The organism is Chenggangzhangella methanolivorans (genome assembly GCF_042648545.1).
Classification (GTDB): domain Bacteria; phylum Pseudomonadota; class Alphaproteobacteria; order Rhizobiales; family Methylopilaceae; genus Methylopila; species Methylopila methanolivorans.
In genome coordinates, this window is sequence record NZ_JBHRXS010000012.1 from 31,812 (window position 1) to 56,941 (window position 25,130).

The window sequence follows — 25,130 nt, forward strand, 5'->3', positions numbered from 1 at the left end:
TGCACGAAACCTTCGCACTGCAGGGGAGCGGTGAATGATCAAATCAGAACTCGTCACCAAGATCGCGACGCTCAATCCGCATCTCTACCAGCGGGACGTCGAGAACATCGTCAACGCCATCCTCGACGAGATCGTCGACGCGCTCTCGCGCGGCGACCGGGTCGAGCTTCGCGGCTTCGGGGCCTTTTCGGTGAAGGCCCGTCCGGCCCGCGTCGGGAGGAACCCGCGCACCGGCGAGCACGTTCCGGTCGACGGCAAGGTCGTGCCGTTCTTCAAGACGGGCAAGGAGATGCGCGTGCGGCTCAACAAGGACGAACTCGAGGCGGGCGTGCCGGCATGAGGTTTCGGCGTTTTCTCGCCGGGCTGATCGGCATTCCGCTCGCTCTGTTCATCATCGTGTTCGCGGTGGCGAACCGGCAGTCCGTGACGGTCGGCTTCGATCCGTTCGCGCCGACGACGCCGGCCTTCTCGATCGACCTGCCGCTGTTCGCCGTGGTGCTCTTGTCGGTGATGCTCGGCGTGCTCGTCGGCGGGATCGCCTCCTGGGCGCGCCAAGGCAAGTGGCGCAAGGAGACCCGCCGCCGCCGCATCGAGGCCGAACGGCTCGAGGCGGAGACCGAACAGGCTCGCCGGGAAGCCGCCGCAGCGCGCCGTCAGGCCGCCGCGACCGCCGCGTTGCCCGCGCCGCAGAAGGCGGCGTGAGGGCGTCGAGCGTCATTCCTGTCGAAGCGAAGAGCCGGAACCATTTTTCGAGTGGGCGATTGAAGCGCCGCGCGTCGTCCCGGCCTTGAGCCGGGACCCAGAACCGACGCCGTCTGTCGGAATCCCGACGACCGCGCCTGATCCTGAAACTGCGGTGCTCATGGGTCCCGGCTCAAGGCCGGGACGACGCAGGGTGGTTCTCAAGCCAGTTTCTGCGCACGATCCCGGCTCGGCCTGCGACCGTCCGGGATGACGCGGCGGCTTCACCCGGCCTTGCCGCTCCCGACGTCCGGATCCATCCGCTCCACCACGATCTTGCCCACGATCGTCAGCAGCGCGATTCCGGCCAGAACCGTCGCGGCCGCGAAGGCGCCGGCGGCGTTGTAGTCCTGATAGAGCAGCTCGATCTGGAGCGGCGCCGTGTTGGTGACGCCGCGAATCGAGCCCGAGACCACCGAGACCGCGCCGAATTCGCCCATGACGCGGGCGTTGGTGAGCAGCACCCCATAGAACAGCGCCCAGCGGATGTTGGGCAGCGTCACCGAGAACAGCGTGCGCCAGCCGGACGCGCCGAGCGAAAGCGCCGCCTCCTCCTCGGTGGAGCCCTGCGCCTGCATCAGCGGCAGGATCTCGCGCGCGACGAACGGCGCGGTGACGAACAGGCTCGCGAGCACGATCGCCGGATAGGCGAACATGATCTTGATCCCGGCGTCCTGCAGGTAGGGCCCGAACCACCCTTGCGCGCCGTAGACGAAGAGATAGGCGACGCCGGCCACGATCGGCGAGATCGAGAACGGGAGCTCGACCAGCGCGGTGAGGAGGCCCTTGCCGCGGAATTCGAACTTGGCGATGGCGTAGGCGGCCGCGATCCCGAAGGCCGCGTTGATCGGCACCGCAAGGAGCGCGGTCGCCACCGTCAGCCAGATCGCGTGACGGGTGTCCGGCGTCGCGAGGTTTGCGAGGTACGTCCCGACGCCGAGCTTGAGCGCCTCGTAAAAGATGACGGCGAGCGGCCCGACGATGACGAGCGCCGCCGTGACGATCACGAGACCGAGGATCAGCGGCTTGGCGATCGGGCCGTCGCCGACGCGGGGACGGCGGTTCATGGCGCGGCCGGCCATCACTGCCCCTCCCGCGCGTAGCGCAGATGCCAGAGCTGGATGGCGTTGACGACGAGCAGCATCACGAAGGCCGCGCCCAGCATCACCGAGGCGATCGCGGCGGCCGCCTGGTAGTCGTACTCCTCGAGCCGGATGAAGACGAGGAGCGCGGCGATCTCGGTCTTGAACGGCTGGTTGCCCGCGATGAAGATCACCGCGCCGAACTCGCCCAATGAGCGCGCGAACGCGAGACTGCAGCCGGCGAGGAACGCCGGGAAGATCGCGGGGAAGATCACGCTCCAGAAGGTGCGCAGCTGGCCGGCGCCGAGCGTCTCGGCGGCCTCCTCGGCCTCCGACGAGAGGTCGGCGAGCACCGGCTGCACCGAGCGCACCACGAAGGGAATGCTGGTGAAGGCCATCGCGCACATGATGCCGAGCGGCGCGTAGGCGACCTGAATCCCGAGGGGGGCGAGCGCCGCCCCGTACCAGCCGTTGGCGGCGAAGAGCGCGGTGAGCGCCACGCCCGCGACCGCGGTCGGCAGCGCGAACGGCACGTCGACCAGCGCGTCGAGCAGGCGCTTCCCCGGAAACTCGTAGCGCGTGAGCGCCCAGGCGAGGCCGAGGCCGAAGACGGCGTTGAAGACCGTCGCGCCGAACGCGGCGAGCACCGTGATCTGGAACGAGGCGAGCGAGCGCGGGCTCGTCACGACCGCGAGATAGCGCTCCCAGCCCATGCCGGAGGCCTGGGCGATGAGGGCCGCCAGCGGCAGCAGCACGATCAGCCCGAGATAGGCGAGCGTGAGCCCGAGCGCGAGGCGAAAGCCGGGGAGGGGGGAGCGGGACATCAAGGGCCGAACAAGCGTGATCCCGGACGGCGCGTCCGCGCCAGGCCGGGATCGTCAGAGTGAAGCGCCTTATACGGAACGCGATCCCGGATCGCGAGCCCGCTGCCTTGTCCCGGACTTGATCCGGGACCCAGACACGCTGACGTTTGCGAGATGAGCGGCGCCGTCGCAGCTCAATCGTGAGACCGGTTCGGTTCTGGGTCCCGGAGCTGATCCGGGACACTGGGTCCCGGATCAGCTCCGGGACAAGGGCGGCGTCACCGCCCCACGAACACCTGGTCGAGCTTGCCGCCGGACGCGAAGTGGGTCTCGCTCGCCTTCTTCCAGCCGCCGAACACCTTGTCGACGGTCAGAAGCTCGACGGCGGGGAAGCGGTCCTTGTTGGCTTCCATGATCTTCTCGTCCTGCACCCGGTTGTTGAAGGACGCGATGATCTCCTGCCCCTTCGGGCTGTAGAGATAGTTGAGGTAGTCGTTGGCGATCGCCGTCGACCCGCGGCGCGCCGCGACCTTCTCGACGACCGCCACCGGGAATTCGGCCAGAAGGCTCACGGGCGGCACCACGACGTCGACCTTGTCGGCGCCGTACTCCTTCTTCACCGCGGCCGTCTCCGCCTCGAAGGTCACGAGCACGTCGCCGATCTGGCGCTCCACGAAGGTGGTGGTCGAGCCGCGGCCGCCGGTGTCGAACACGGGCACGTTCGCCAGCAGCTTCTTCACGAAGGCGTCGGACTTGGCCTCGTCGCCCGCATAGGTCTTGAGCGCGAAGGCGTAGGCCGCGAGATAGGTGTAGCGCGCGTTGCCGGACGTCTTCGGATTCGGGAACACGACCTTGACGTCGTCGCGGATCAGGTCGTCCCAGTTCTTCACGCCCTTCGGGTTGCCGGCCCGCACCACGAAGGCCGGCAGCGAATAGTAGGGCGAAGCGTTGTTCGGGAACTTGGTCTTCCAGTCGGCCGCCACCAGGCCGCCCTTGTCGGCGAGGAACTGGACGTCGAGCTCCTGGTTGAAGGTCACGACGTCGGCCTCGAGCCCCTCGAGGATGGCGCGCGCCTGCTTGGAGGTGCCGCCATGGCTCTGATTGACGGTGATGTCCTTGCCGGACTTCGCCTTCACGTCGGCGGAGTACGCCTTGTCGATCGCGACGAAGAGCTCGCGGCCGATGTCGTAGGAGACGTTGAGGATGGCGTTCGGCTCCTCGGCGCGGACAGGCGCGGCGGCGAGCAAAGCGACGCCAAGGGCGAGGGCGGCGCGGCGGGAGAAGGCGGACATTTCTGGCTCCGGTCGTAAGGCGCGCTCGGGCGCCCGGAATTCAGGCGATATTTAGACCCGGCGCGAACGGCCCGCAATCCAAAACCGATATGTTCTATGGAATTTAGTAAAAAACCAAAATTGACTTGTGTATTTGCGGCCGGGAGAGCCCTTCACCACATGGGATCGGCGACCTGCGCGCTTCGAGACGGCCGCGTGCGCGGCCACCTCACACTGAAGAACGTCCCGCCTGCCAGTCCAAGACCCTCCTCCTGCTGAGGAGGCTTCTGTAAGAAGTCGTCTCGAAGCACGCAGTTCGGCTTTGCAGAGCTCCAAATGACCGTCGCGATAAAAATCTGCGGGATTTCGACCGAGGACACGCTCGACGCCGCGCTCGACGCCGGGGCCGACGTGGTCGGCTTCGTGTCGTTTCCGAAAAGCCCGCGCCATGTCGAGCCGGACCGGTTGGCGGCGCTCGCGGCGAAGGTCGGCGGGCGGGCCAGGGTCGCGCTGTTGACCGTCGACGCCGACGACGCGCTGCTCACCGCGCTGACCGCGGTCGCCGCGCCCGACATCCTCCAGCTTCACGGGTCGGAGACGCCTGAGCGCGTGGCCGAGCTGAAGGAGCGCTACGGCCGCGAGATCTGGAAGGCGGTCGCGATCTCGGACGCCTCCGATCTCGCCCGCGCGGAGCCTTATTGGGCGGCGGCCGACCGGGTTCTGTTCGACGCCAAGCCGCCGAAGGGTTCTGTGCTTCCCGGCGGCAACGGCGTCGCCTTCGACTGGGGCCTGCTCGCCGGCCTTGACCCTAAGCGCCCCTTCGTGCTTTCCGGGGGCCTCAACCCCGGCAACGTCGCGGAGGCGTTGCGCGCCACGGCCGCTCCAGTCCTCGACGTCTCGTCCGGCGTCGAAAGCGCGCCCGGCGTGAAGGATCCGGAGCGGATCGCGGCCTTCGTCATGGCCGCCCGCGCCGTCCCTGCCTGAAGAGTTCGAAAGGTCCGCCCGTGACGGCGCAGCCCGAGCCCAATTCCTTCCGCACCGGCGCCGACGAGCGCGGCCGCTTCGGCATCTATGGCGGCCGCTTCGTCGCCGAGACGCTGATGCCGCTGATCCTCGACCTCGAGAAGGCCTACGCCGAGGCGAAGGACGATCCCTCGTTTCTCGCCGAGATGCGGGCTCACCAGACCCATTACATCGGCCGCCCGAGTCCGCTGTATTTCGCCGAGCGGCTCACCGAGCATCTCGGCGGCGCGAAGGTGTATCTCAAGCGCGAGGAGCTGAATCACACCGGCTCCCACAAGGTGAACAACGTCCTCGGCCAGATCCTGCTGGCTAGGCGCATGGGCAAGAAGCGCATCATCGCCGAAACCGGCGCGGGCCAGCACGGCGTCGCGACCGCGACCCTCTGCGCGCGGTTTGGGCTCGAATGCGTGGTGTTCATGGGCGCGGTCGACGTCGCCCGGCAGGCCCCGAACGTGTTCCGCATGAAGATGCTGGGCGCGACCGTCGTTCCCGTGCAGTCCGGCGCCAAGACGCTCAAGGACGCCATGAACGAGGCGCTGCGCGACTGGGTCACCAACGTCGCCGACACCTTCTACTGCATCGGCACGGTGGCGGGCCCGCACCCCTATCCGACGATCGTGCGCGACCTGCAGTCGGTCATCGGCGACGAGACCAAGGCGCAGATGCAGGAGGCGGAAGGGCGCCTCCCCGACAGCCTGTTCGCCTGCGTGGGCGGCGGGTCCAACGCGATCGGCCTGTTCCATCCCTTCCTCGACGACCGCTCGGTCGAGATCTTCGGCGTCGAGGCCGCGGGCTTCGGCCTCGACAAGCTCAACGCCGCCTCCATCGCTGGCGGCCAGCCGGGCGTCCTGCACGGCAACCGCACCTATCTGCTGATGGACAAGGACGGGCAGATCGAGGAAGGCCATTCGATCTCGGCCGGCCTCGACTATCCGGGCATCGGGCCGGAGCACGCCTGGCTCAACGACGTCGGCCGCGTGACCTATCTCTCGGCGACCGACGAGGAGGCCGTGGAGGCCTTCCAGGTGCTGTCGAAGCTCGAGGGCATCATCCCCGCGCTCGAAAGCGCCCACGCCATCGCCAAGGTGCTGGAGCATGCGCCCAAGCGCCCGAAGGACCACCTGATGGTCGTCAACCTCTCCGGCCGCGGCGACAAGGACGTGCCGCAGATGGCCGATCGCCTGGGAATGCCGCTGTGACCGTCCGCATCGAAGCCCGTTTCGCGCAGGCCGCCGCCGAGAACCGCGCGGCGCTCGTGACCTTCGTCACGGCCGGCGATCCCGACCACGCGACCTCGCTCGAGATCCTGAAGGCCCTGCCGGCCGCAGGCGCCGACGTGATCGAGCTCGGCATGCCGTTCACCGATCCGATGGCCGACGGCCCGGCGATCCAGGCCGGGGGCCTGCGGGCGCTCAAGGGCGGCGAGACGCTCGAGAAGACGCTTCATCTCGTGCGCGACTTCCGCGCCCATGACGCCGACACGCCCATCATCCTCATGGGCTACTACAATCCGATCTACATCTTCGGCGTCGAGCGCTTCCTCGCTGAGGCCAAGGACGCCGGCGTCGATGGGCTCATCGTGGTCGATCTGCCGCCGGAGGAGGACGACGAGCTCTGCCTGCCGGCGCTGAGCCAAGGCATCGCCTTCATCCGCCTCGCCACCCCGACCACCGACGACGCGCGGCTGCCGGCAGTGCTCAAGAACACCGCGGGCTTCGTCTATTACGTCTCCGTCACCGGCGTGACCGGCGTCGCCACGCCCGACTTCAACGTCGTGGCCTCCGCCGTTTCGCGGCTGAAGCGCCACACCAGCCTGCCCGTCGCGGTCGGCTTCGGCGTGAAGACGCCCGAGCACGCCGCCGCGATTGCGGCCGGCGCGGACGGCGTCGTGGTCGGCTCGGCGCTGGTCGAGGCCGTGCGCCAGAGCCTTGACGGCGAAGGCCGGGCGACCCCCGGAACGGTCAAGGCCGTCACCGATCTCGTTTCGGCGCTCGCCGCCGGCGTCAGGCGCGGCCGCGCGGCGGCTTGACGCCGCCCCGCCGTAAGCTCAAGGCTCTGCCCCCATGAACTGGCTCATCAACGTCGTCCGCCCCAAGATCAACAGCCTCTGGGAGCGCCGCGAGGCGCCCGCCGAGAATCTCTGGATCAAATGTCCCGAGACCGGCCAGCTCGTCTTCCACAAGGACGTCGAGGCCAACGACTGGGTGATCCCGGGCTCCGGCCATCACCTGCGCATGGGCGCCAAGCAGCGCCTCGCCGCGACCCTCGACGAGGGTTTCGAGGAGATCTCGCTCCCCGAGGTCGCCCACGACCCGCTGAAGTTCCGCGACGAGAAGAAATACGCCGACCGACTGAAGGACGCCCGCACCAAGACCTCGATGCAGGACGCGGTGAAGATCGCCGTGGGCGCGATCGACGGCGCGCCGGTCACGGTCGTGGTGCAGGACTTCGACTTCATGGGCGGCTCGCTCGGCATGGCGGCTGGCGAGGCCATCGTGAAGGGGCTCGAGACCGCCGCCGCGCGCGGCACGCCGCTGGTGCTGTTCGCCGCGTCCGGCGGCGCGCGCATGCAGGAGGGCATCCTGTCGCTCATGCAGATGCCGCGCACCACCGTCGCGGTGCAGATGCTGCGCGAGGCCAAGAAGCCCTACATCGTCGTGCTGACGAATCCGACCACCGGCGGCGTCACGGCGTCCTACGCGATGCTCGGCGACGTCCACATCGCCGAGCCCGGCGCGCTGATCGGCTTCGCGGGCCCGCGCGTCATCGAGCAGACGATCCGCGAGAAGCTGCCGGCCGGCTTCCAGCGCTCGGAATATCTGAAGGACCACGGCATGGTCGACATGGTCGTGCACCGCAAGGACATGCGCGCGACGCTCGCCAGGCTCTGCCGGCTGCTGTCGGGCGGCGCCGTCGCCAAGGCGCCGCATGACGACCAGGCGTCGGAGGAGGCGCAGGCGACGGCCGCCCACGCGTGAGCGCGGCGCGTTCTGAACCTGCGGTCGAGCCCATGGGCGGCAGCGACGCGTATCTGGAGCGCTTCCTCGCGCTTCATCCCAAGGAAATCGACCTCTCGCTCGGCCGCATCGAAGAGCTGCTGAGCGAGCTCGGCGGCCCGCATCGCGCGATGCCGCCCGCGATCCAGATCGCCGGCACCAACGGCAAGGGCTCCACGACCGCGTTCCTGCGGGCGATGCTGGAGGCGTCCGGCCGCCGCGTCCACGTCTACACCTCGCCTCATCTGGTGCGGTTCCACGAGCGCATCCGGCTCGCCGGAACCTATGTGGACGAGGACCGTCTGGCCGCGACCTTCGAGGAGGTCGAGCGGGTGAATGGCGGACGGCCCATCACGCTGTTCGAGATCACCACCGCGGCCGCGATGCTGCTCTACGCACGCGAGCCCGCCGACGTTCTGCTGCTCGAGGTCGGCCTCGGGGGGCGTTTCGACGCCACCAACGTCGTCGAGAAGCTGCTCGCCAGCGTCATCACGCCGGTGAGCCTCGACCACCAGAAGTTCCTGGGCGACGACATCGCCCAGATCGCCCATGAGAAAGCCGGCATCCTGAAGAGCCTCACCCCCGCGGTGATCTCGCGTCAGGAGGGCGCGGCGCTCGAGGCGATCGAGCGCGAGGCCGCCCGCGTCGGCGCGCCGCTGTCGATCTCGGGACAGGACTGGCAGGCCCGCGAGGAACGCGGCCGCCTCGTCTTCGAGGACGGCGACGGTCTGCTCGACCTGCCGCTGCCGCGCCTCGTCGGCCGCCACCAGATCGAGAACGCTGGCGCGGCGATCGCGGCGCTCAGGGCGTCGTCCGCGCTGAAGACCGAGACCGCGGCCATCGAGACGGGCCTCGGCTCCGTCGACTGGCCGGCGCGCATGCAGCGCCTCGCCTCGGGACGCCTGCCGACGCTCCTGCCTGCCGGGTCCGAGCTCTGGCTCGACGGCGGCCACAATCCCGACGGCGGCCGTGCGATCGCCTCCACCCTCGCCGAGCTGGACGAGCGCTCTCCCAAGCCGATCGTGATGGTGGTGGGGATGCTCAACACCAAGGACTCCGACGGCTTCCTCGAGGCCTTTGCGGGCCTTGCGGGGAGGGTCTACGGCGTGCCGATCGGCTCGTCGACGGCCGCCCGTTCTCCCGATGAGGTCACGAGCGCGGCCGAGCGCGCGGGGCTTGCGGCCGAATCCTGCGGGTCTGTCGAGGAAGCGCTCGCGCGCATCAGTCGCGCCGCCGGCCCGACGCCGCCGCGCGTGTTGATCACCGGCTCGCTCTACCTCGCCGGCGAGGCGCTTGCGGCGAACGGGACCTGGCCAGGCTGATCCCAGCTCGAGCCTCGCCGTCATGCCCGGCGAAGCCGGGTATCCACGACATTCTTGCCGCGCCGCTCTCCGATCACGTCGTGGATGCCCGCGCGAAGGCGCGGGCATGACGGTGGAAGCGACCGCGTCTCAATTTCGGTCATGCTGAGCCCGCCTCATCCTGAATGGGACCCCGGCTCGCGCGTCGCTCCTGCCGCCGTGGCGCGGGCCTCAAACAAAAAGCCCCCGGATCGCTCCGAGGGCCTTTCAGACGCCGTCTCCGGACACGCCGGTGGTGGGATCAGCTCAAACCGAGGTCTCGATCCAGCTGACGAGCTTGGACTTCGGAGCCGCGCCGCGCTGGGTCGCGACATGCTCGCCGCCCTTGAACATCATCAGCATCGGGATTGCCGAGATGCCGAACCGCGTCGCGGTCTCGGGATTCTCGTCGACATTGAGCTTCACGATCTTCACCTTGCCGGCCATCTCCTCGGAGATTTCCTCAAGCGCCGGGCCGATCGCGCGGCAGGGGCCGCACCACTCGGCCCAGAAATCCACCACGACGGGTTCGGCGGACTTCAGGACGTCGTTCTCGAAGCTGGCGTCGGAGACTTTCGCGGTCGCCATGGGGGGCACCTTTCTCATAAAACGGGCGAGCCGACCCCGACACCCGGGGCGGGCCCGCCGCTGCGTTGCCCAAAACGTATGGACGCCCCCAAGGGCCGTCAAGGAAGCGCGACGTCGATCCGATCAAGCCTGGGGACGACGGTCCACAGGATCGCGGCGCGCACGGGGCGGTTGGGCCAGATCGCGGCCAGAAGCTCGGCGTAGGCCTTGAGCTGCGCCGCATAGGCCTCGGGCGCCGGCGCGCCGTCTTCCGGCGGCTTGCGGTCGGTCTTGTAGTCCACCACCAGAACCTCGCTGTCCGTCACCGCCAGCCGGTCGACGCGGCCGGAAACCGGACGGCCGTCCGCGAGTCGCCCGATGATCGGCACCTCTCCGCGTCCCTCCGGGGCGAACACTGCGGCGAAGGCGGGGTCGTCGACGATCGCGAGCGCGGCGCGGCGAACCGCCTCCGCCGCCTCGGCGTCGAGCGCCGCCGCCCCGCGCGCGACGATCCGCGTCGCAGCCTCCGCGCGGCGCTCCGGCGCGATCTCGGGCAAGGCCTTCAGAAGCCTGTGGAGAAGCACGCCGCGCGCGCGGCCGGCGTCGGCGCCGGGCGATCTGGCGAAGGCGCGCGCGGTCTCGTCCTCCGCCACCAGCGCCGAGGGCGACAGCGGCCGGCCGGGCGCAGGCTCGAACGCCGCGGCCTCGCCGAGCCAGGCGGGCGGCGGCGCTTTTTCTTCCACGGCTTTCGGAAGCGGCGCGAGGTCGAGCGCGAGCTGCGGCGCCGAGCCGGATCGCAGCCGCAGGATCGGGCCCGCCTCGGTCTCCAGCGTCTCGACCCCGGCCGCGGCCGCAAGCCCCTCGCGCACGAGGTCGTACCAGGCGCCCTCGGGCCGCGCCCGCCCGATGTCGTGGCCGCAGACGACCAGCCGGTCCTTGGCGCGCGTCATCGCGACATAGAGCAGGCGGCGATGCTCCTCCTCGGCGCGGCGGGCGCGCTCGGCCCGGGCGGCCTCGAGCGCGGGCGGATCGTCGTCCTTGCGTCCGGCCCAGACCGGGATCGGCGGCGCGTCGTGGCCGGCGTGGAGGCGGGGCGCTGCGAGCAGCGCCGATCCGCGTCCGGAACTCGCCGGGCCGCAGGTGTCGGCCAGCACAACGAATTCGGCCTCCAGTCCCTTGGCGCCGTGCACAGTCATCACCCGCACCTCGCCGGACGAGACGTCGAGGTCGCGCTTGATCTCGGCCGGCGCCGCCCGCATCCAGCGCAGGAACCCGGCAAGCGTCGGAGGATTGGACCGGGAGAACGCCTCGGCGAGGTCGAGGAACGCGTCGAGCGGATCATCCACCTCCGGTCCGAGCCGGGCGCGGAAGGCGCGCCGCCCGCCGGCGCTCGCCAGCAGGAAGGCGAAGAAATCGAAGGGCGATCGTTTGCGCGCCTCGGCCGCGAAGCGCCGCACCCTCTCGGCCGCCGCCTGCGCGCGCGCCGCTCCCTCTCCGAGCGCGTCGAGCAGCCGCGCGCCGCCGCGTTCGGGCGCGACCGCCATCAGGTCGTCGTCGTCGAGGCCGAACAGAGGGCTCTTGAGCGCGCAGGCGAGCGCAAGGTCGTCGTCGGGCGTGACGATGGCGTCGCCGAGCGCGAGCAGATCCATGACCGCGATGTGCTCGCCGACGACCAGCCGGTCCGCGCCCGCGACCGGCACGCCGAGCCGCTTGAGCGCCCGCAGCACCGCTTCGAACAACGCCTTGCGCTGGCGGACGAGCACGAGGATCTCGCCCGGCGCCGTCTCGCCGGCGTCGATCGCGCGGCGGATCTCGGCCGCGATCTGCTCGGCGAGCCGCACCACGGCGCTCGTCGGGTTCACGCGGTCGAAGGGGGCGTCCCAGGCCTCCTTGGCGCGCTCGGCCTCCTCTGCGACCACGATCGGCCAGAGCTCGACCGAGCCGAGCGCGGACACGCGCGTCGTTTCGTGATGTGTGCCCACCCCCTCGTCGGAGGAGAGACCGGCGAACGCCTCCTTGCGGGCGAACACGGCGTCGACGGCGTCGAGAACGGCCTTGGCCGAGCGGAAGCTCTCCTGAAGCCGCACGTCGTGGAAGGCGCGATCCACGCCGATGTGCGAGACCTCGTAGGCCTTGCGGGTCGCGCCGAAGGCGGCGGGCTCGGCCCCCTGGAACGAGAAGATCGACTGCTTCTCGTCCCCGACCGCGAACACCGTCCGCTCGACCGCCTCGCGGGCGCTCGATCCAGACAGGAAGTCCTCGGTGAGCTTGCGGACGATGTCCCACTGCTCGGGCGCGGTGTCCTGCGCCTCGTCGACGAGGATGTGGTCGAGGCCGCCGTCGAGCTTGAACAGCACCCAGGCGGCGTCCGCGCGCGACAGCAGCGCGCGGGCCCGCAGGATGAGGTCGGCGTAGTCGAGCAGGCCGCGGGCGGACTTGCGCGCCCCATAGGCGCCGATCGCCGCGTCCGCGAGGGTGAGCAGCGCGTGGGTGCGCTCGACGATGACGGCGGCGCGGACGCGCTTCACGAGCTCGGCCACGCGCAGGAGTTCAGCGTCGAGCAGGGCCGCCAGCCCGGGCTCGGCCTTGCGGGTCGCGGCGGTCACGAAGGCGCGTTGCGCGCGCGGCTGGCCAGAGCCGGTGAGGAAGACCGAGAGATAGGCGGCGCGCCGGTCCTTCTCCGCCTCGGCCGCCGCCGCGCGGGTGAAACAGTCCGCGAGCTTCACGTCATTGGCCGACCCCTGCGCAAGCGCCGCTGCGATCGAGGGCCATTCCGACGAAGACAGGCCGCCGGCGAGGATCTCGCGTTCGAGCGCGTCCGCGCTGTCGGTCGGAGCGAGGCCGAACATGACGCGCAGCTCCTTCGCCGCGCCGTCGGCGTCGTCGAGACCGCCCTCGACGAACAGCCGCGCGATCGCGTCGCGGCGCGCCACCGCCTCGGCGAGCGCCTCGTCGATCGTTCCTTCCGCATGGCGCGCCACGAGGCTTGCGAGCGCCCGCCCGATCGGCCGGTCGGGATCGCGCGCGGCCTTGGCGAGGGTCGCGGCGCGCGCCTCCGCCATCAGTTCGGCCTGGTCGCGTTCGTCGAGCTCGGAAAAGCCCGCCGGCACGTTCGCCTCGAACGGGAACTGGTGCAGCAGGCGGCCGCAGAAGGCGTGGATCGTGTAGATCTTCAGCCCGCCCGGGGTCTCGAGCGCCCGCGCGAACAGCTTTCGGGCGCTGGCGAGCCGTCCGGGCGAGGGCCGCGCGCCCTCGACGCCGGCGATCTCGGCCGCGAGCGTCTCGTCGTCGACGGTCGCCCAGCCGCGAAGCCGCGCCACGACCCGGTTCTGCATGTTGGCGGCGGCGGCCTTGGTGAAGGTGAGGCAGAGGATCCGCGAAGGGTCCGCGCCCGCAAGCAACAGCCGCACCACGCGCTGGACCAGCACGTAGGTCTTGCCCGAGCCGGCGTTCGCCGACACCCAGGCCGAGCTCGCGGGGTCGGAAGCGAGCGCCTGCCGTTCGAGCGTCTTCGCCGAGGGGCCGCTCATTCCGCCTCGCCCTCCGCCGCGCCGCCGGTCGCCGACCATTCCTTCACGCGCGCAAGATGGGCGTAAGGCCCGTCCGGACGCCGCAGGAACTGGGGGTGGGACAGCGAGCGGTAGGGCTCGCGCGGATCCTCGAAGCGGTTCACCACCGCCTTGAAGCGCGCCAGCGCCTCGATCGCGACGGCGTCGGGCGAGAGCTCCTTGGACCGCAGTTCGACGGTTTCGCCCGCGGGATCGCGGCCCGCGAGCTTGATCAGGCTCAGTTCGCCGATCGGACTTCCGGCGTGGGTGACCGTCGCAAAGCCGCCCTCGCGCAGGATCGCGCCTTCGAGCGGAAGCTGCGGGGCGAAGCCGGCGAGCGCCTGCTTCGCGGTCGGGACAGCGCCGGTTTTGTAGTCGAGCACCGAAAACGTCCCGTCGGCGAAGGCCTCGATGCGGTCGGCGCGGGCGGTGAGCTCGAACGTCCGCCCGCCCACGGTCTCGAAGCGGTAGGCTCCGTCGCGCTCGACGAAGACCTCCGTGACCTGGGCCGCTCGGGCGCGGTGGAAGCCGAGCGCCCAGTCGGCGACGGCGACGAAGCGCGGCCACCAGAGCGTTCGCGCGTCGTCGCGCTCCAGGAGATCGCCGAACGCGTCGACGCCGAAGGCGAGCAGCCGGTCGAGCGCCTGCGGATCGTCGAGCGGGACGGCCTCCTTCACGAAAGTCTCGAGCGCCTTGTGGATCACGTTTCCGAGGTCGCCGGGACCGGGTTCTGGTCCGACCGGCTGCAGCTCCTCGAGCCTCAGGATGTGGCGGGCGTAGATCGAATAGGGGTCGCGCAGCCAGGTCTCGACCGCCGTGACGCTCAGGCGGCGCGGCCGGGCCGCGAGCGGCGGCCGGGGCTCCGGCGGCCGCGGGGCGGGCTCCCGCTCGGCGTCGTCGAGCCGTTCGGCGAATGCGAGCAGGCGGCGTCCTCTGGCCAGCGCCGCCTCATGCGCCGGACCCGCGGCGACGGCCGCCAGCCGCTGCAGCCAGCGCGCCGGGATGGTGGGCGCGCCTCCGACCTTGGCGGCCCGGGTCAGCACGACTTCCGGAGCGCCGAGCCCTTGCGAGAAGTCGTGCGCCGAGAGGCCGATCCGCCGCTCTGGCGGGGCGAGGCCGAGCGCGGCCCGCAGGGGGCGGTTGATCCAGGGGTCGGCCTGCGGCACGGGCGGCCAGACGCCTTCGTTCAGTCCGCCCAGGATCACGAGGTCGAAGCTCAGGAGTCGCGCCTCGAGCGGCCCGAGGATCCGCAGGCGCGGATGGCGGTCGCGCGGCGGTCGCAGCGCCCGGCCGGCGAGCAGCGCCTCGAGGACGCCCGGAAAGGCGAGGGGAGCGATCGGGTCGGCCTCGGCCGCGCCGCCGCGCAGCTCGTCGAGCGTCTCGTGGACGGCCTCGACATCCTCGCCCTCGGTCCCGGCCAGCGCTTCGAAGGCGCCCGACAGCGCGCCCACAAGCCGTTCGAGCGGAGCCTCCGCCTCCGCCGCGACTCCCGCGAGAGGGGCGAGCGCGGTTTCAAGGCGTTCGACCAGCGAGGCGGCCGCGGCGAGGTCGTCGGGTCCGAACCGGCGCGCGACGCCGCGCCGACGGGGCGGGGCGTCGTCGGCGGCGTCTGCGGGCTGCGACGACAGCGCTGCGAGCGCGGCCCGAAGTCCTTTGAGGCCGGTCGCCGGCCACATCGCGCGGAAGACCGCGACGTCGAGCGCGTCGACGGCCCGCGGCGCCTCGGAGGCGAGGCGGCAGGCCGGCGCGCGCAGCAGCGCGAGCAGGGCCGCGGGCGTCGGCGCGAGCGCGGCCTCGGCCGCAAGCCGCAGCAGCGCGCCGGCGGGCGTCGAGGCGAGAGGACGGCCGGCGCTGTCGTCGACCAGGACGCTCCAGCGCTCGAGCTCGGCGGCGACGCGCGCCGCAAGGGCCCGGTCCGGCGTGACGAGCGCCGCGGTCTTGCCGGGCGTCGCGACCGCCTCGCGCAGCGCCACCGCGATCGCGGCGGCCTCCGCGCGGAACGTCGGCGCCTCGACGATCGACACGCCGTCGAGCGCCGCCGCGACATCCGCCGGCGAGAAGCGCCGCGTCGCCCAGGCGTCGGTCGTCTCGGCCGGCCGCAGCGCGTCGGCCGCAAGCCGCGCCCTGAGGCCGAGCGCCGCCGCGGCGCCGCCAAGCTCCCGGACGTCCTCGCGGCGGATCTCTAGCGTCTCGAGCAGCTGCGCGAGCCCGCGCTGGGGATGGCCGTAGAGGCCCGGCCCGCGCCCGGAAACGAGCTCGCGCCAGGCCGCGTCTTCGAGCCCGTCGCGGTCGAGGCCCGGCAGCACCACGGCGCCCATGGGGTGGGTCGAGATCGCCCTCATCAGCCGCCGCACCGCGGGCGCGGAGCCGGTGGAGCCCGCGGCGATCACAGGTCCGCGGGAGGCTGCCACGCGACGGGTCGCGGCCTCGATCTGGAGGCGGCGGCGCGCGCTCGGATCGAGTTCTCCGCGCTCGGCGAGGTGCTCGGGCCAGCGCGCCAGCGCGACCCGCAGGAACGCCTGGGTGATGGCCCAGTACTGGTCGTGCTCACCCGGAATCAGGGCGTCGAGCGCGCGGGCGTCGACCTCCTCGGTCTCGATCGCGTCGATCAGGCTTTCGAGGTCGCCGGCGAGGTGGATGGCGTCGGCGGCGGTCGAGGGCACCAGCGGCCCGTCCTCGGGGCGCAAACGCAGGACCGAGCGGTCGAGCGCGCCGGCGAAAGCCTTCACGAGCCGCGCGAGCGCGAGCCGCCGCGCGAAGGGTTGCGCGGCGGAGGGGAGGTCTCCCTCCGCCTCCTCGAGCGGCTCGACCACGTCGGCGTCCTCGTCGACGTCTCCAAGCGGGGCGATGCGCGGAAGCAGCGTCGCGCGGCCGTCGAGCGCCTCGAGAAACGCGTCGCGCAAGGCGCGGGCGGCGCGCCGGGTCGGCAGGAAGACGGTGGCGTCGGCGAGCGCGATGGGGTGGTGGCGCGGCGCGAAGCCCGGCACGAGCGCGCCGTCCAGCAGCCCGGCGACGAGCGTCGGCAGGAACGCCGCGCCCGGCGCGATCGTCAGGACGTTGGCGCGGGGAGAATCGACCGGCATGGCGCGCAGCATAGCGCGGGCGCGGGGCGTTTTGAGAGGGCGCAGGCCTCTTGTCCCGGGCTCGAGCCGGAATCCGGACGCGCTAACGGAAACCGGAAGAAAAGTCGGCGAAGTTGGAGATCTTTAGCGGAAGGCGTCTCGGTTCTGGGTCCCGGCTCAAGGCCGGGACGAAGGCGGCGCGCTTAAGCCGCCGACGCCGCGATCGCCTCCTCGGCTTCCAGGATCGCCTGCGGCGTGCCGACATGCAGCCACAGGCCGTCGAGCCTGAGGCCGAACAGGCGGTCGGCCTCGATCGCCTCGTTCCAGAGACGGTTCAACGAGAACGGACCTTCCGGCGCATTGGCGAAGGCCGCGCGGCTCATGATGGCGACGCCCGCATAGGCGAAGGGCGTGACCTCGCGCTCGGGCCGGCGCCTCAGCCGCCCGTCTTGCGACAGGAAGAAGTCGCCGGCGCCGTCGAAACCGACGCTCGCGGTTAGCGCCGCGACGAGGAGGAGGGCGTCCATGCGCGCCGGGTCCCAGACTTCCCGCATCCGCTCGACGTTCTGGCTGGCGCCGTCGAGCCAGAAGGTGTCGGCGTTCAGGATGAAGACCGCGTCGCCGGCAAGGCGCGGCAGCGCCTTGACCACGCCGCCGCCGGAGTCGAGCAGCCTGTCGCGCTCGTCCGAGATCTCGATCGCCGGAGAGGTCCGGCCGGCGAGATGGGCCTCCATCTGGTCGGCGTGGTGGTGGACGTTCACGACGGCCTTGGCGATCCCGCCTTCGGCGAGCTTGTCTAGCACATGGTCGACGAGCGTCTTGCCGCCGACCTCGACAAGCGGCTTCGGCTTGCTGTCCGTGATCGGCCGCATGCGGGTGCCGAGGCCCGCGGCCAGCACCATGGCGTCGGTGGGAGCGCTCACGCCGGTTGATCCGCAGGCGGCATGCGCTCGGCGTACCAGGCCGCGAGCGGGGCGAGGTCGGGATGCGCGAGGTTGGCGTCGAGCGCGCGGCGCAGGCGCGGCAGGTGGCGCAGATAGCCGGGCTTTCCGTCGCGTTCGGCCAGACGGACGAAGATGCCGAGGATCTTGGTCGCGCGCTGGGCCCCGAGCGTCGCATAGGCGCGGGCGAAGTCGCGCGGCTCGAAGCTCGGGTCGGCTTTGCGGCGCGCCGCGAGATAGCGGGCGGCGAGCTGCATCTCGAGCTCATCGGGAAGGTCGACGCGCGCATCTTGGAGCAGCGAGACGACGTCATAGGCGGGCGGGCCCATGCAGGCGTCCTGGAAGTCGATGACGCCGAGGCGGAGGATGCCCTCGCGGTCGTCGCGCCAGGTGAGGTTCGGCGAATGGTAGTCGCGCAGCACCCAGGTGCGGCCCATGGCGAGCACGGGCTCCAGCGCCTGCCGCCACAGTCCGCGGAACGCTTCGCGCGCTTCCGGATCCGGCGAGACGCCGGTCATGCGCGGCAGATACCAGTCGCAGAGCAGCTCGCATTCGATCAGGAAGGCTGGCGCGTCGTAGTCCGGCAGGCGGTAGAGCTCGCCGCCCACGGGGGTCTCGGCGGGAACGGCCTTGGCGTGGAGATCGGCGAGCAGGTCGGTCGCCGCCTCGTAGCGGCTCGCGATCGGCGAACCGAGAGCGACCACCGGCTCGACGCCGACGTCCTCGACCAGCAGGAAGCCGGTCGTGAGGTCCGCGGCGTAGATCTCCGGCGCGCCGTAGCCGAGCGCGCGCAGGCCGTCGGCGATGGCGACGAAGGGTTTTGAGTCGAGCGCGAGCTTGGCGAGCTCCGAATAGCTCCTGCCGTCGCGGATCGCGACGCCCGGCGCCCTGGCGGGCGCGTCCATCAGGATCGCGGAGCGGTCGCCGAGCGTCAGGCGCTCATAGAGGCGCGTCGAGGCGTCGCCCTGGATGTGGTCGCGCCGCGCCGCGCCCCAGCCGGCCCTGTCGAGGAAACGCTGGCCGTCGCGCAGGCGCTTCAGCCGCTCGACGAAACGCCCGTGGCCGGTGATGGCCGCGGTGCGCGCGGTCGGCTGGTCGGCGAGGCTGAGCTCGATCTGGAGGCGGTCGGGCGGCAGCACGGGCCCGAGCCGGTCCGGCCATTCGACGAGCACGATGGCGTCGTCGCCGGCCTCGTCCCAGCCGAGTTCCTCCAGCTCGTCCGGCCCGGAGAGCCGGTAGAGGTCGGCGTGGACGATCGGGCCGCGCGGCAGGTCGTAGGTCTGGAGCAGCGTGAAGGTCGGGCTCGGGGCTTCGAGCTCCGGATCGCCGGCGCGGGCGCGCACGAGCGCGCGGGCGAAGGTGGTCTTGCCGACGCCGAGCTCGCCGCCGAGCGTCACGAGGTCCCCGGGCTTGAGCGCGCGCGCGATGAGATCCGCGAGCGCCTGGGTCGCGGCCTCGTCGGGAAGCGGCAGCTTCCATTCCGGCGACGCGGCGGCCTCCGCCGCGCGGGCGGCCGCGGTCGCGGCTTGCGTTCTGGCGGCGGGACCCTTCATCGGACGGCCTTGATCGCGGCGCCGCCAACGGGAAAGCGGCAGGTTACGACGGTGCCCTCGCCGGGCGCCGACTGCAAGGCGACCGTGCCGCCATGAAGCTCGACGAGCGAGCGGACGATCGAGAGCCCGAGGCCGACGCCGCGGGCATGGCTGCCCGCCGACTGGCTTTCGAACCGGTCGAACACGCGCTCGAGACGCTCGGGCGGGATGCCGGCGCCGCGATCGGCGACGCGCAGCACGACTTCGTTGTTCTCGCGCATGGCGCTCACAAGCACCGCGACGCCGGGCTTGGAGAAGCCGATGGCGTTGGCGAGCAGGTTGAACAGGATCTGGCGCACGCGCTTTGGGTCGCCCTCGAAGGTTCCGACATTCGGCGCGACCTCGATCTCAAGCCCGAGGCCGGCTTCCGCGAGGCGGTCGCGGACGCCCTCCACGGCCGCGTCGATCGCGGCGCGCGGATCGACCGGCGAGCGGTCGAGCTCCATCGCGCCGGCGTCGATGGTGGCGAGGTCGAGGATGTCGTTGATGATGGCGAGCAGAGCGGAGGCCGACGACACGATGTGGTCGACATACTCCTTCTGCTTGGTGTTGAGCTCGCCCATGCGCGGGTCGCCCAGAAGCTGGCCGAAGCCGATCGTGTTGGTGAGCGGCGCGCGCAGCTCGTAGGACACGTTCTTGACGAAGTCGTCCTTGAGGCGGTCGGCGGCCTCGAGCGCTTCGGCGCGGTCGCGCAGCGCGCGCTCGACGTTCACCGAAGCCGAGACGTCCGTGAAGGTGGTGAGCGTGCCGCCGTCCGGCAGGGGAAGGGTGACCACGTCGACGATCGCGCCATCGTCGAGATCGATGCGCGCGGCGACGGGCTTGCGCTCCTCCGGCATCGCGGTCATCGCCATCTTGAGCCGGCTCCACAAGGCGGGATCGGCGTGGCGTGCGCCGCAGGCGCCCAGCACCTGCTCGGCGTGTGGCCGGTCTTCCAGCGCCGCTGGAGACAGCTTCCACAGCGTCTCGAAGGCGGGGTTGTGGAGCCGCAGCCGTCCGTCCGAGCCGAACACCGCGACCGCCTCCTTGAGGTGGTCGATGGTCTCGCTCTGGACCTTCAGAAGCGCGTTGAAGCGGCTTTCGAGCGCGAGACGCTCGGTGACGTCGTCGAAGAGATAGGTGACGCCGCCCTGCGGGTTCGGGGCCGCGACCACGCGGATCGTGCGGCGGTCGGGCAAGTGCCACCAGTGCTCCCGCGCCTCGATGGCCTGATAGGCTTGGTGGAGGGCCGCCTTCCAGGTGCGGAAGTCGGCTTCCTCGGGCAGCTTGCGGTCGGCGCGCAGGCGATCCAGCACGGCGGCGTCGGACGGGCCGCTTTCGAGAAAAGCAGGATCGAGCGCCCAGAGCTGCGCGAAGGCCTGATTGTGGAAGGCGAGCGCGCCGTTCGCCCGGAAGATCGCGACCGCGGTGGTGAGCTCGTCGAGCGTGCGGCGGTGCGCGTCCATCTGGCGCGACAGGTCCGCTCGCACGTCCTCGAGCTCCGACACGTCGACCGCGATGGCGGCCGAGCCGCCCTCCGAAGGGGCCTCGACGACGTCGAAGATGCGGCGCTGGCCGGCGAAGACCGCGGGCGCGCGCTTGCGGAACACATGGCCGGCCTCGACTGTCCGTCGCGCGGCGGCGCGGTCGGCCTGATCGAGGAACTCCGCCTGGGCGTCGGTCGCCGCGACCCCGTCCTTGGCCTCCACCGCGCGGGCGTAGGCCTCGTTGGCGTAGACCAGCCGGCCGCGATCGTCGCGCAGCCACACGGGCTGGATCAGCGCTTCCACCAATGCGGTGAGGCGGGCGAGCGCGCCGCGCAGCTCCGCGTTGTCGGCCTCGATCTCGGCCCGCGCGAGGCGCTCGCCCGTGACGTCGCGCAGGCGCAGCGTGACGGCCGCGCCGATCGGCCGTCCATCGGCCTCAAGATGGCCGCCCTCGACGGTCGGAAGCATCAGCCTAAAGGGTTCGCCGCGCTCGCGCAGCGCCGCGATGCGGTCTTCGAGGGCGTTGGCGACCTTCGGGTCGAGCCATGCGCCGAAGGCGAGGAGCCGGCGGCCGGCGGTGAGGCCCGCGATGCGAGAGGCGTCGCCGACCACGACCGGTTCGGTCGCGCCCGCGGCCCAGGTGACGGTGACGCGGTCGTCGGCGGCGAGCTCGGCTTCGGCGCGGTCGAGCCGTGAGCGCAGGTCTCGCTCGGCGAGCGCGGTGGAGTCGGAGAGCGTCGCGAGGCGGTGGCGGGCTCGCAGCAGGAGCACGGACGCCGTGACGGCGACGAAGATCGCGCCGAGGAACAGCGACAGCGCCGCGGCTTCCGAGGCGCCGAGCGCCGCGGCCTGCGCCGGGCTGCTGGCGAGCGCCACGCCCGCGGCCGCCGCCGCGAAAGCCGGCGGCGCCGTCCTCGACCTCGAGCGTGCGGACATTCGCGTCTTGAAGCCCCCTCGGCCGGCGTGCGTCACCGAACGCCGCCGGCTTGCCGCGCGCGGCGTCCCCGAATCGGTCCGACGATACTGGCTCGGGACTCCCGCCGACAGAGGCGCGCGCGCCACGGAGCCGTCAAAATTCACCCTGTGGAAAAGAGCTTTCGCACGATCGGGGGCGGGCGCGAAACGAAAACGCCCCCGGCCGTCCAAAGGGGAGGGCCGGGGGCGCGGTCAGACGTCAGGGACGCGGGCGCGCGGAAGGCGCGCCCGCGCGAGATCAGTAGCGGTAGGTCTCGGGCTTGAAGGGGCCCGCCTGCGGCACGCCGATATAGGACGACTGCTTGTCCGAGAGCTTGGAGAGCTTCACGCCGATCTTGTCGAGGTGCAGCGCCGCGACCTTCTCGTCGAGAGTCTTGGGGAGCACGTAGACCTGGCGCTCGTACTTGCCGTCCTTGTTGTTCGCCCAGAGCTCGATCTGCGCGAGCGTCTGGTTGGTGAACGACGCCGACATCACGAAGGAGGGGTGGCCGGTCGCGTTGCCGAGGTTCACGAGGCGCCCCTCGGACAGCACGATGATCTTCTTGCCGTCCGGGAACTCGACCTCGTCGACCTGCGGCTTGATGTTGTCCCACTTGAAGTTCTTCAGCGCGCCGATCTGAATCTCGCTGTCGAAGTGGCCGATGTTGCAGACGATCGCCCGGTCCTTCATGTCGCGCATGTGATCGACGGTGATGACGTCGACGTTGCCCGTCGCGGTCACGAAGATGTCGGCGCGCTTGGTCGCCTCCTCCATCGTGACGACCTCGTAGCCTTCCATCGCGGCCTGAAGCGCGCAGATCGGATCGACCTCCGAGACCAGCACGCGGCAGCCGGCCTGGCGGAGCGAGGCGGCCGAGCCCTTGCCGACGTCGCCGAAGCCCGCGACCATCGCGACCTTGCCCGACATCATGACGTCGGTGCCGCGGCGGATGGCGTCGACCAGCGATTCACGGCAGCCGTAGAGGTTGTCGAACTTCGACTTGGTGACGCTGTCGTTGACGTTGATGGCCGGGAACAGCAGCTCGCCCTTCTTGGCGAACTCGTACAGGCGATGGACGCCGGTCGTGGTCTCTTCGGTCACGCCCTGGATGGCGTCGGCGTTCTTCGTGTACCAGCCCGGATGGGTGCCGAGGCGCTTCTTGATGGCGGCGAAGAGGATGGTCTCCTCCTCGTTGGTCGCGCCTTCGAGGAACGCGACGTCGCCGGCCTCGGCGCGCTTGCCGAGGTGGAGGAGCAGCGTGGCGTCGCCGCCGTCGTCCAGGATCATGTTCGGGGTGCCGCCGTCGGCCCACTCGAAGATCTTGTGGGTGTACTCCCAGTACTCCTCGAGCGTCTCGCCCTTCACGGCGAACACCGGGGTGCCGTTCGCGGCGATCGCGGCGGCGGCGTGGTCCTGGGTCGAGTAGATGTTGCACGAGGCCCAGCGGACGTCGGCGCCGAGGGCTTTAAGCGTCTCGATCAGCATCGCGGTCTGGATTGTCATGTGCAGCGAGCCGGCGATGCGCGCGCCCTTCAGCGGCTGCGACGGACCGAACTCCTTGCGGCAGGACATCAGGCCCGGCATCTCGGTCTCGGCGATCGCGAGCTCCTTGCGGCCCCAGTCGGCGAGCGAGATGTCCTTGACGATGTAGTCGACGGCGGCGGTCATGAGCGCTCCTTGGTGGATCGACAGGCCGGCGCGCTGAAGCCGACCCTCGGGGATGAGGTCGGCGACCTCGTAGCACGCCCGTGACGCCCATTCAATAAAGACATAAAGAAGTCTTTATGTCGGATCGGCGACGGGACTTTTGCGCCGGACGAGCGACGACGCGCCCTTCGCGTGGAGACGAAGGGCGAGGAGCAGTTGGAAAAGGCGATGTTCGGGACTGAAGCGGCGGGCGCCGGTCCGACGGTCGTCGACCGAAGATTCAGTCGCCGAGGGAAAGATTGAGCGCGACGCGCGAGGGGCCCTCGATCGGCCCTTGCGCGAACCGCGTGGGTTCGGCGGCGGCGCGGGCGACGTCGAGCGTCGCATAGGCGAGGCCGTCGCGGCCATAGCGCACGAAGCCGCCGAAAGCCTCGCCGACGCGCCCCTCGGCGTCGACCGGCGCGTCGCCGGCTCCCGCCGCGAGCCTGTCGCGGTCGATCCGCTCGGCGATCACGAGCGCCTCGGGAGCAAGCTGCGAGGAGTCGGAGACGTCCTCGAACAGATAGGCGTCGTCCGGGCCGAAGGCGGCCGACGCATGCGCCGACGCCCAGGGGGCGAAGCCGATGAGGCCGACGCTTTCGACGCCGCTCGACTGCGCGAACGCGGTCCCCGGACCGATCGCGAGCAGGGCGGCGAAGAGGGCGGTGCGGATCAAACGCGAATCTCGGCAGGCGAAGTCGTTGAACCTCTCTTAAGACGAAGGTCGCGTCAGGTTCGAGACAGAATGCGTCATCTGGGTCGGTTCGCCGCGGACGTGACATTTGGGCCGCATCCGGGCGGATCCGCGGCGACGTCGCGGCGAGTTGACCGTGGCCACGACAACGTGAGGCCGCTCGGCCTTCCCGGGCGGCCCGCAGTGGTGACAAAGCTCGGGCGCCTGACCATCTAAGGTGCGCCCGCGTGATGCGGGAGCCGACACGAAGGGATCCGATGCGCCACGCTTCCGTCTCCATCCGCCGTGCGTTCGCCGTGTTCGCGGCGGTCGTTCTTGTGGGCGCGACCCTCGTGCCGGAAGACGCCGATGCTCGCGCCGGCCGCAGCGGCAGCATGGGCAGCCGCGGCTCTCGCACCTTTGACGCCGCGCCGCCGACCGCGACCGCTCCGGGCGCGCAGCAGATGCAGCGCTCCGCCACCCAGCCTGGCCAGCCCGGCGGAATGCAGAACAACGCCGCCGGCCGTCCCGCCCAGGCGCCGGGACGCGGCATGTTCGGCGGTGGTCTCGCCGCTGGCCTCATGGGCGGCCTGCTTGGCGCAGGCCTGTTCGGTCTGCTCTCTGGATCCGGCCTGTTCGGCGGCCTCGGCTCGATGGCCTCGATCCTCGGCCTTATCATCCAGATCGGCCTGATCTTCCTCGTCGTGAGGCTTGTGATGAACTGGATGCGCCGCCGCAACGAGCCGCAGGCGGCCTCGGCGGGCGCAAACGCCGGCGCGTCGCCTTACTCCGCGAGCCGGCCCCAGCCGCAGTCCGTCTCACGTGACGGCGCGTCTTATGGCGGCGGTTCGTACGGATCGGGCTCCGGCGGGGGCTTCGGTTTCGGCCAGACTTCTGGCCAGAGCGCCGACCGCGGCATCGATATCGAGCTTGAACCGCAGGACTTCGAAGTCTTCGAGCGGATGCTGAGCGAAGTCCAGGAAGCTTGGTCCAATCAGGACATGGCTCGCCTGCGCGGCCTTGCGACGCCCGAGATGATGGAGATGTTCGGCAACGACCTCGACGAGGACGCCAGCCGCGGCGTCATCAACAAGGTCAGCGGCGTGAAGCTTCTGCAGGGCGATCTCGCCGAGAGCTGGCGCGAGGGCTCGCGCGACTACGCCACTGTCGCCATGCGCTACGAACTGATCGACGTCACCGAGGAGGTCTCCACCGGCCGCGTGGTCGAGGGCAACCCGAGCCGTACCGAAGAAGCCACCGAGCTCTGGACCTTCGTCCGAGTGCTCAATGGCGGACGTTGGATGCTCTCGGCGATCCAGCAGTCGGAATGAGGGGGGCGGGCCTGTCGGGCCCGCTTTCTCGCCGATGAAAAAAAAAAGNTGTC

At 70.9% G+C, this 25,130-nt stretch carries 19 protein-coding genes; 8 read left to right on the top strand and 11 right to left on the bottom strand.

All coding sequences use genetic code 11. The features are described 5' to 3' along the window. Nucleotides 1–34: 34 nt before the first annotated feature. Nucleotides 35–340 carry an integration host factor subunit beta gene (locus ACFOWB_RS20110; protein WP_261404467.1) on the top strand — a complete coding sequence of 102 codons (306 nt, stop codon included), beginning with the start codon at nucleotides 35–37 and terminating at the stop codon, nucleotides 338–340. Beyond that, a complete protein-coding gene (locus ACFOWB_RS20115; protein WP_261404466.1) occupies nucleotides 337–702 on the top strand; it encodes a LapA family protein in 366 nt (121 codons plus the stop codon). The genes ACFOWB_RS20110 and ACFOWB_RS20115 overlap by 4 nt, the downstream gene beginning before the upstream one ends. A gap of 263 nt (nucleotides 703–965) precedes the next feature. Here the strand turns inward: ACFOWB_RS20115 and cysW are convergent, their stop codons facing one another. From cysW to cysP, 3 genes are all read right to left on the bottom strand, one after another. Continuing rightward, complete coding sequence (gene cysW / locus ACFOWB_RS20120; RefSeq protein ID WP_378148973.1) at nucleotides 966–1,823, bottom strand: sulfate ABC transporter permease subunit CysW; 858 nt, start codon at nucleotides 1,821–1,823, stop codon at nucleotides 966–968. After that, nucleotides 1,823–2,647, bottom strand: coding sequence for a sulfate ABC transporter permease subunit CysT (cysT, locus tag ACFOWB_RS20125; protein ID WP_261404465.1), 825 nt, complete (start codon nucleotides 2,645–2,647; stop codon nucleotides 1,823–1,825). Before cysT ends, cysW begins: the two co-directional genes overlap by 1 nt. Nucleotides 2,648–2,904: 257 nt before the next feature. Beyond that, nucleotides 2,905–3,918, bottom strand: coding sequence for a thiosulfate ABC transporter substrate-binding protein CysP (cysP, locus tag ACFOWB_RS20130; RefSeq protein ID WP_261404464.1), 1,014 nt, complete (start codon nucleotides 3,916–3,918; stop codon nucleotides 2,905–2,907). A gap of 315 nt (nucleotides 3,919–4,233) precedes the next feature. Here cysP and ACFOWB_RS20135 point away from each other — a divergent pair, with 315 nt between their 5' ends. From ACFOWB_RS20135 to ACFOWB_RS20155, 5 genes are read left to right on the top strand one after another with little or no spacing between them, the layout of a single operon-like run. Beyond that, complete coding sequence (locus ACFOWB_RS20135; protein ID WP_378148976.1) at nucleotides 4,234–4,881, top strand: phosphoribosylanthranilate isomerase; 648 nt, start codon at nucleotides 4,234–4,236, stop codon at nucleotides 4,879–4,881. A gap of 20 nt (nucleotides 4,882–4,901) precedes the next feature. Next, nucleotides 4,902–6,119: a tryptophan synthase subunit beta gene (gene trpB / locus ACFOWB_RS20140; protein WP_261404463.1), complete on the top strand. Its 1,218-nt coding sequence runs from the start codon at nucleotides 4,902–4,904 to the stop codon at nucleotides 6,117–6,119. Next, the gene (trpA, locus tag ACFOWB_RS20145; RefSeq protein ID WP_378148978.1) at nucleotides 6,116–6,949 is read left to right on the top strand and encodes a tryptophan synthase subunit alpha; all 834 of its coding nucleotides are present in this window, start codon (nucleotides 6,116–6,118) and stop codon (nucleotides 6,947–6,949) included. The genes trpB and trpA overlap by 4 nt, the downstream gene beginning before the upstream one ends. 34 nt (nucleotides 6,950–6,983) lie before the next feature. Further along, complete coding sequence (gene accD, locus ACFOWB_RS20150; RefSeq protein ID WP_378148980.1) at nucleotides 6,984–7,898, top strand: acetyl-CoA carboxylase, carboxyltransferase subunit beta; 915 nt, start codon at nucleotides 6,984–6,986, stop codon at nucleotides 7,896–7,898. A 32-nt stretch (nucleotides 7,899–7,930) separates the two neighbouring features. Further along, the gene (locus ACFOWB_RS20155) at nucleotides 7,931–9,238 is read left to right on the top strand and encodes a bifunctional folylpolyglutamate synthase/dihydrofolate synthase (RefSeq protein ID WP_378149013.1); all 1,308 of its coding nucleotides are present in this window, start codon (nucleotides 7,931–7,933) and stop codon (nucleotides 9,236–9,238) included. A 285-nt stretch (nucleotides 9,239–9,523) separates the two neighbouring features. Here ACFOWB_RS20155 and trxA read toward each other — a convergent pair whose 3' ends face one another. The 8 genes from trxA to ACFOWB_RS20195 form a co-directional block, all read right to left on the bottom strand. After that, nucleotides 9,524–9,844: a thioredoxin gene (trxA, locus tag ACFOWB_RS20160; protein WP_261404462.1), complete on the bottom strand. Its 321-nt coding sequence runs from the start codon at nucleotides 9,842–9,844 to the stop codon at nucleotides 9,524–9,526. 98 nt (nucleotides 9,845–9,942) lie between these two features. Further along, nucleotides 9,943–13,353: a double-strand break repair helicase AddA gene (gene addA, locus ACFOWB_RS20165; protein WP_378148983.1), complete on the bottom strand. Its 3,411-nt coding sequence runs from the start codon at nucleotides 13,351–13,353 to the stop codon at nucleotides 9,943–9,945. Further along, nucleotides 13,350–16,466, bottom strand: coding sequence for a double-strand break repair protein AddB (gene addB, locus ACFOWB_RS20170; protein ID WP_378148985.1), 3,117 nt, complete (start codon nucleotides 16,464–16,466; stop codon nucleotides 13,350–13,352). Before addB ends, addA begins: the two co-directional genes overlap by 4 nt. Before the next feature lie 170 nt (nucleotides 16,467–16,636). Continuing rightward, the gene (locus ACFOWB_RS20175) at nucleotides 16,637–17,335 is read right to left on the bottom strand and encodes a nucleotidyltransferase family protein (RefSeq protein ID WP_261405668.1); all 699 of its coding nucleotides are present in this window, start codon (nucleotides 17,333–17,335) and stop codon (nucleotides 16,637–16,639) included. A 17-nt stretch (nucleotides 17,336–17,352) separates the two neighbouring features. Further along, a complete protein-coding gene (gene tsaE, locus ACFOWB_RS20180; protein WP_261404459.1) occupies nucleotides 17,353–18,927 on the bottom strand; it encodes a tRNA (adenosine(37)-N6)-threonylcarbamoyltransferase complex ATPase subunit type 1 TsaE in 1,575 nt (524 codons plus the stop codon). Further along, the gene (locus ACFOWB_RS20185) at nucleotides 18,924–21,368 is read right to left on the bottom strand and encodes a PAS domain-containing sensor histidine kinase (RefSeq protein WP_261404458.1); all 2,445 of its coding nucleotides are present in this window, start codon (nucleotides 21,366–21,368) and stop codon (nucleotides 18,924–18,926) included. Before ACFOWB_RS20185 ends, tsaE begins: the two co-directional genes overlap by 4 nt. Before the next feature lie 277 nt (nucleotides 21,369–21,645). Then, nucleotides 21,646–23,055 carry an adenosylhomocysteinase gene (gene ahcY, locus ACFOWB_RS20190; protein WP_261404457.1) on the bottom strand — a complete coding sequence of 470 codons (1,410 nt, stop codon included), beginning with the start codon at nucleotides 23,053–23,055 and terminating at the stop codon, nucleotides 21,646–21,648. A 259-nt stretch (nucleotides 23,056–23,314) separates the two neighbouring features. Further along, the gene (locus ACFOWB_RS20195) at nucleotides 23,315–23,749 is read right to left on the bottom strand and encodes a hypothetical protein (protein ID WP_261404456.1); all 435 of its coding nucleotides are present in this window, start codon (nucleotides 23,747–23,749) and stop codon (nucleotides 23,315–23,317) included. 275 nt (nucleotides 23,750–24,024) lie between these two features. Between ACFOWB_RS20195 and ACFOWB_RS20200 the strand changes: the two genes are divergently transcribed. Continuing rightward, entirely contained in the window at nucleotides 24,025–25,077 is a 1,053-nt protein-coding gene (locus tag ACFOWB_RS20200) for a Tim44 domain-containing protein (protein ID WP_261404455.1), read from the top strand. The last annotated feature ends 53 nt before the right edge of the window (nucleotides 25,078–25,130 follow it).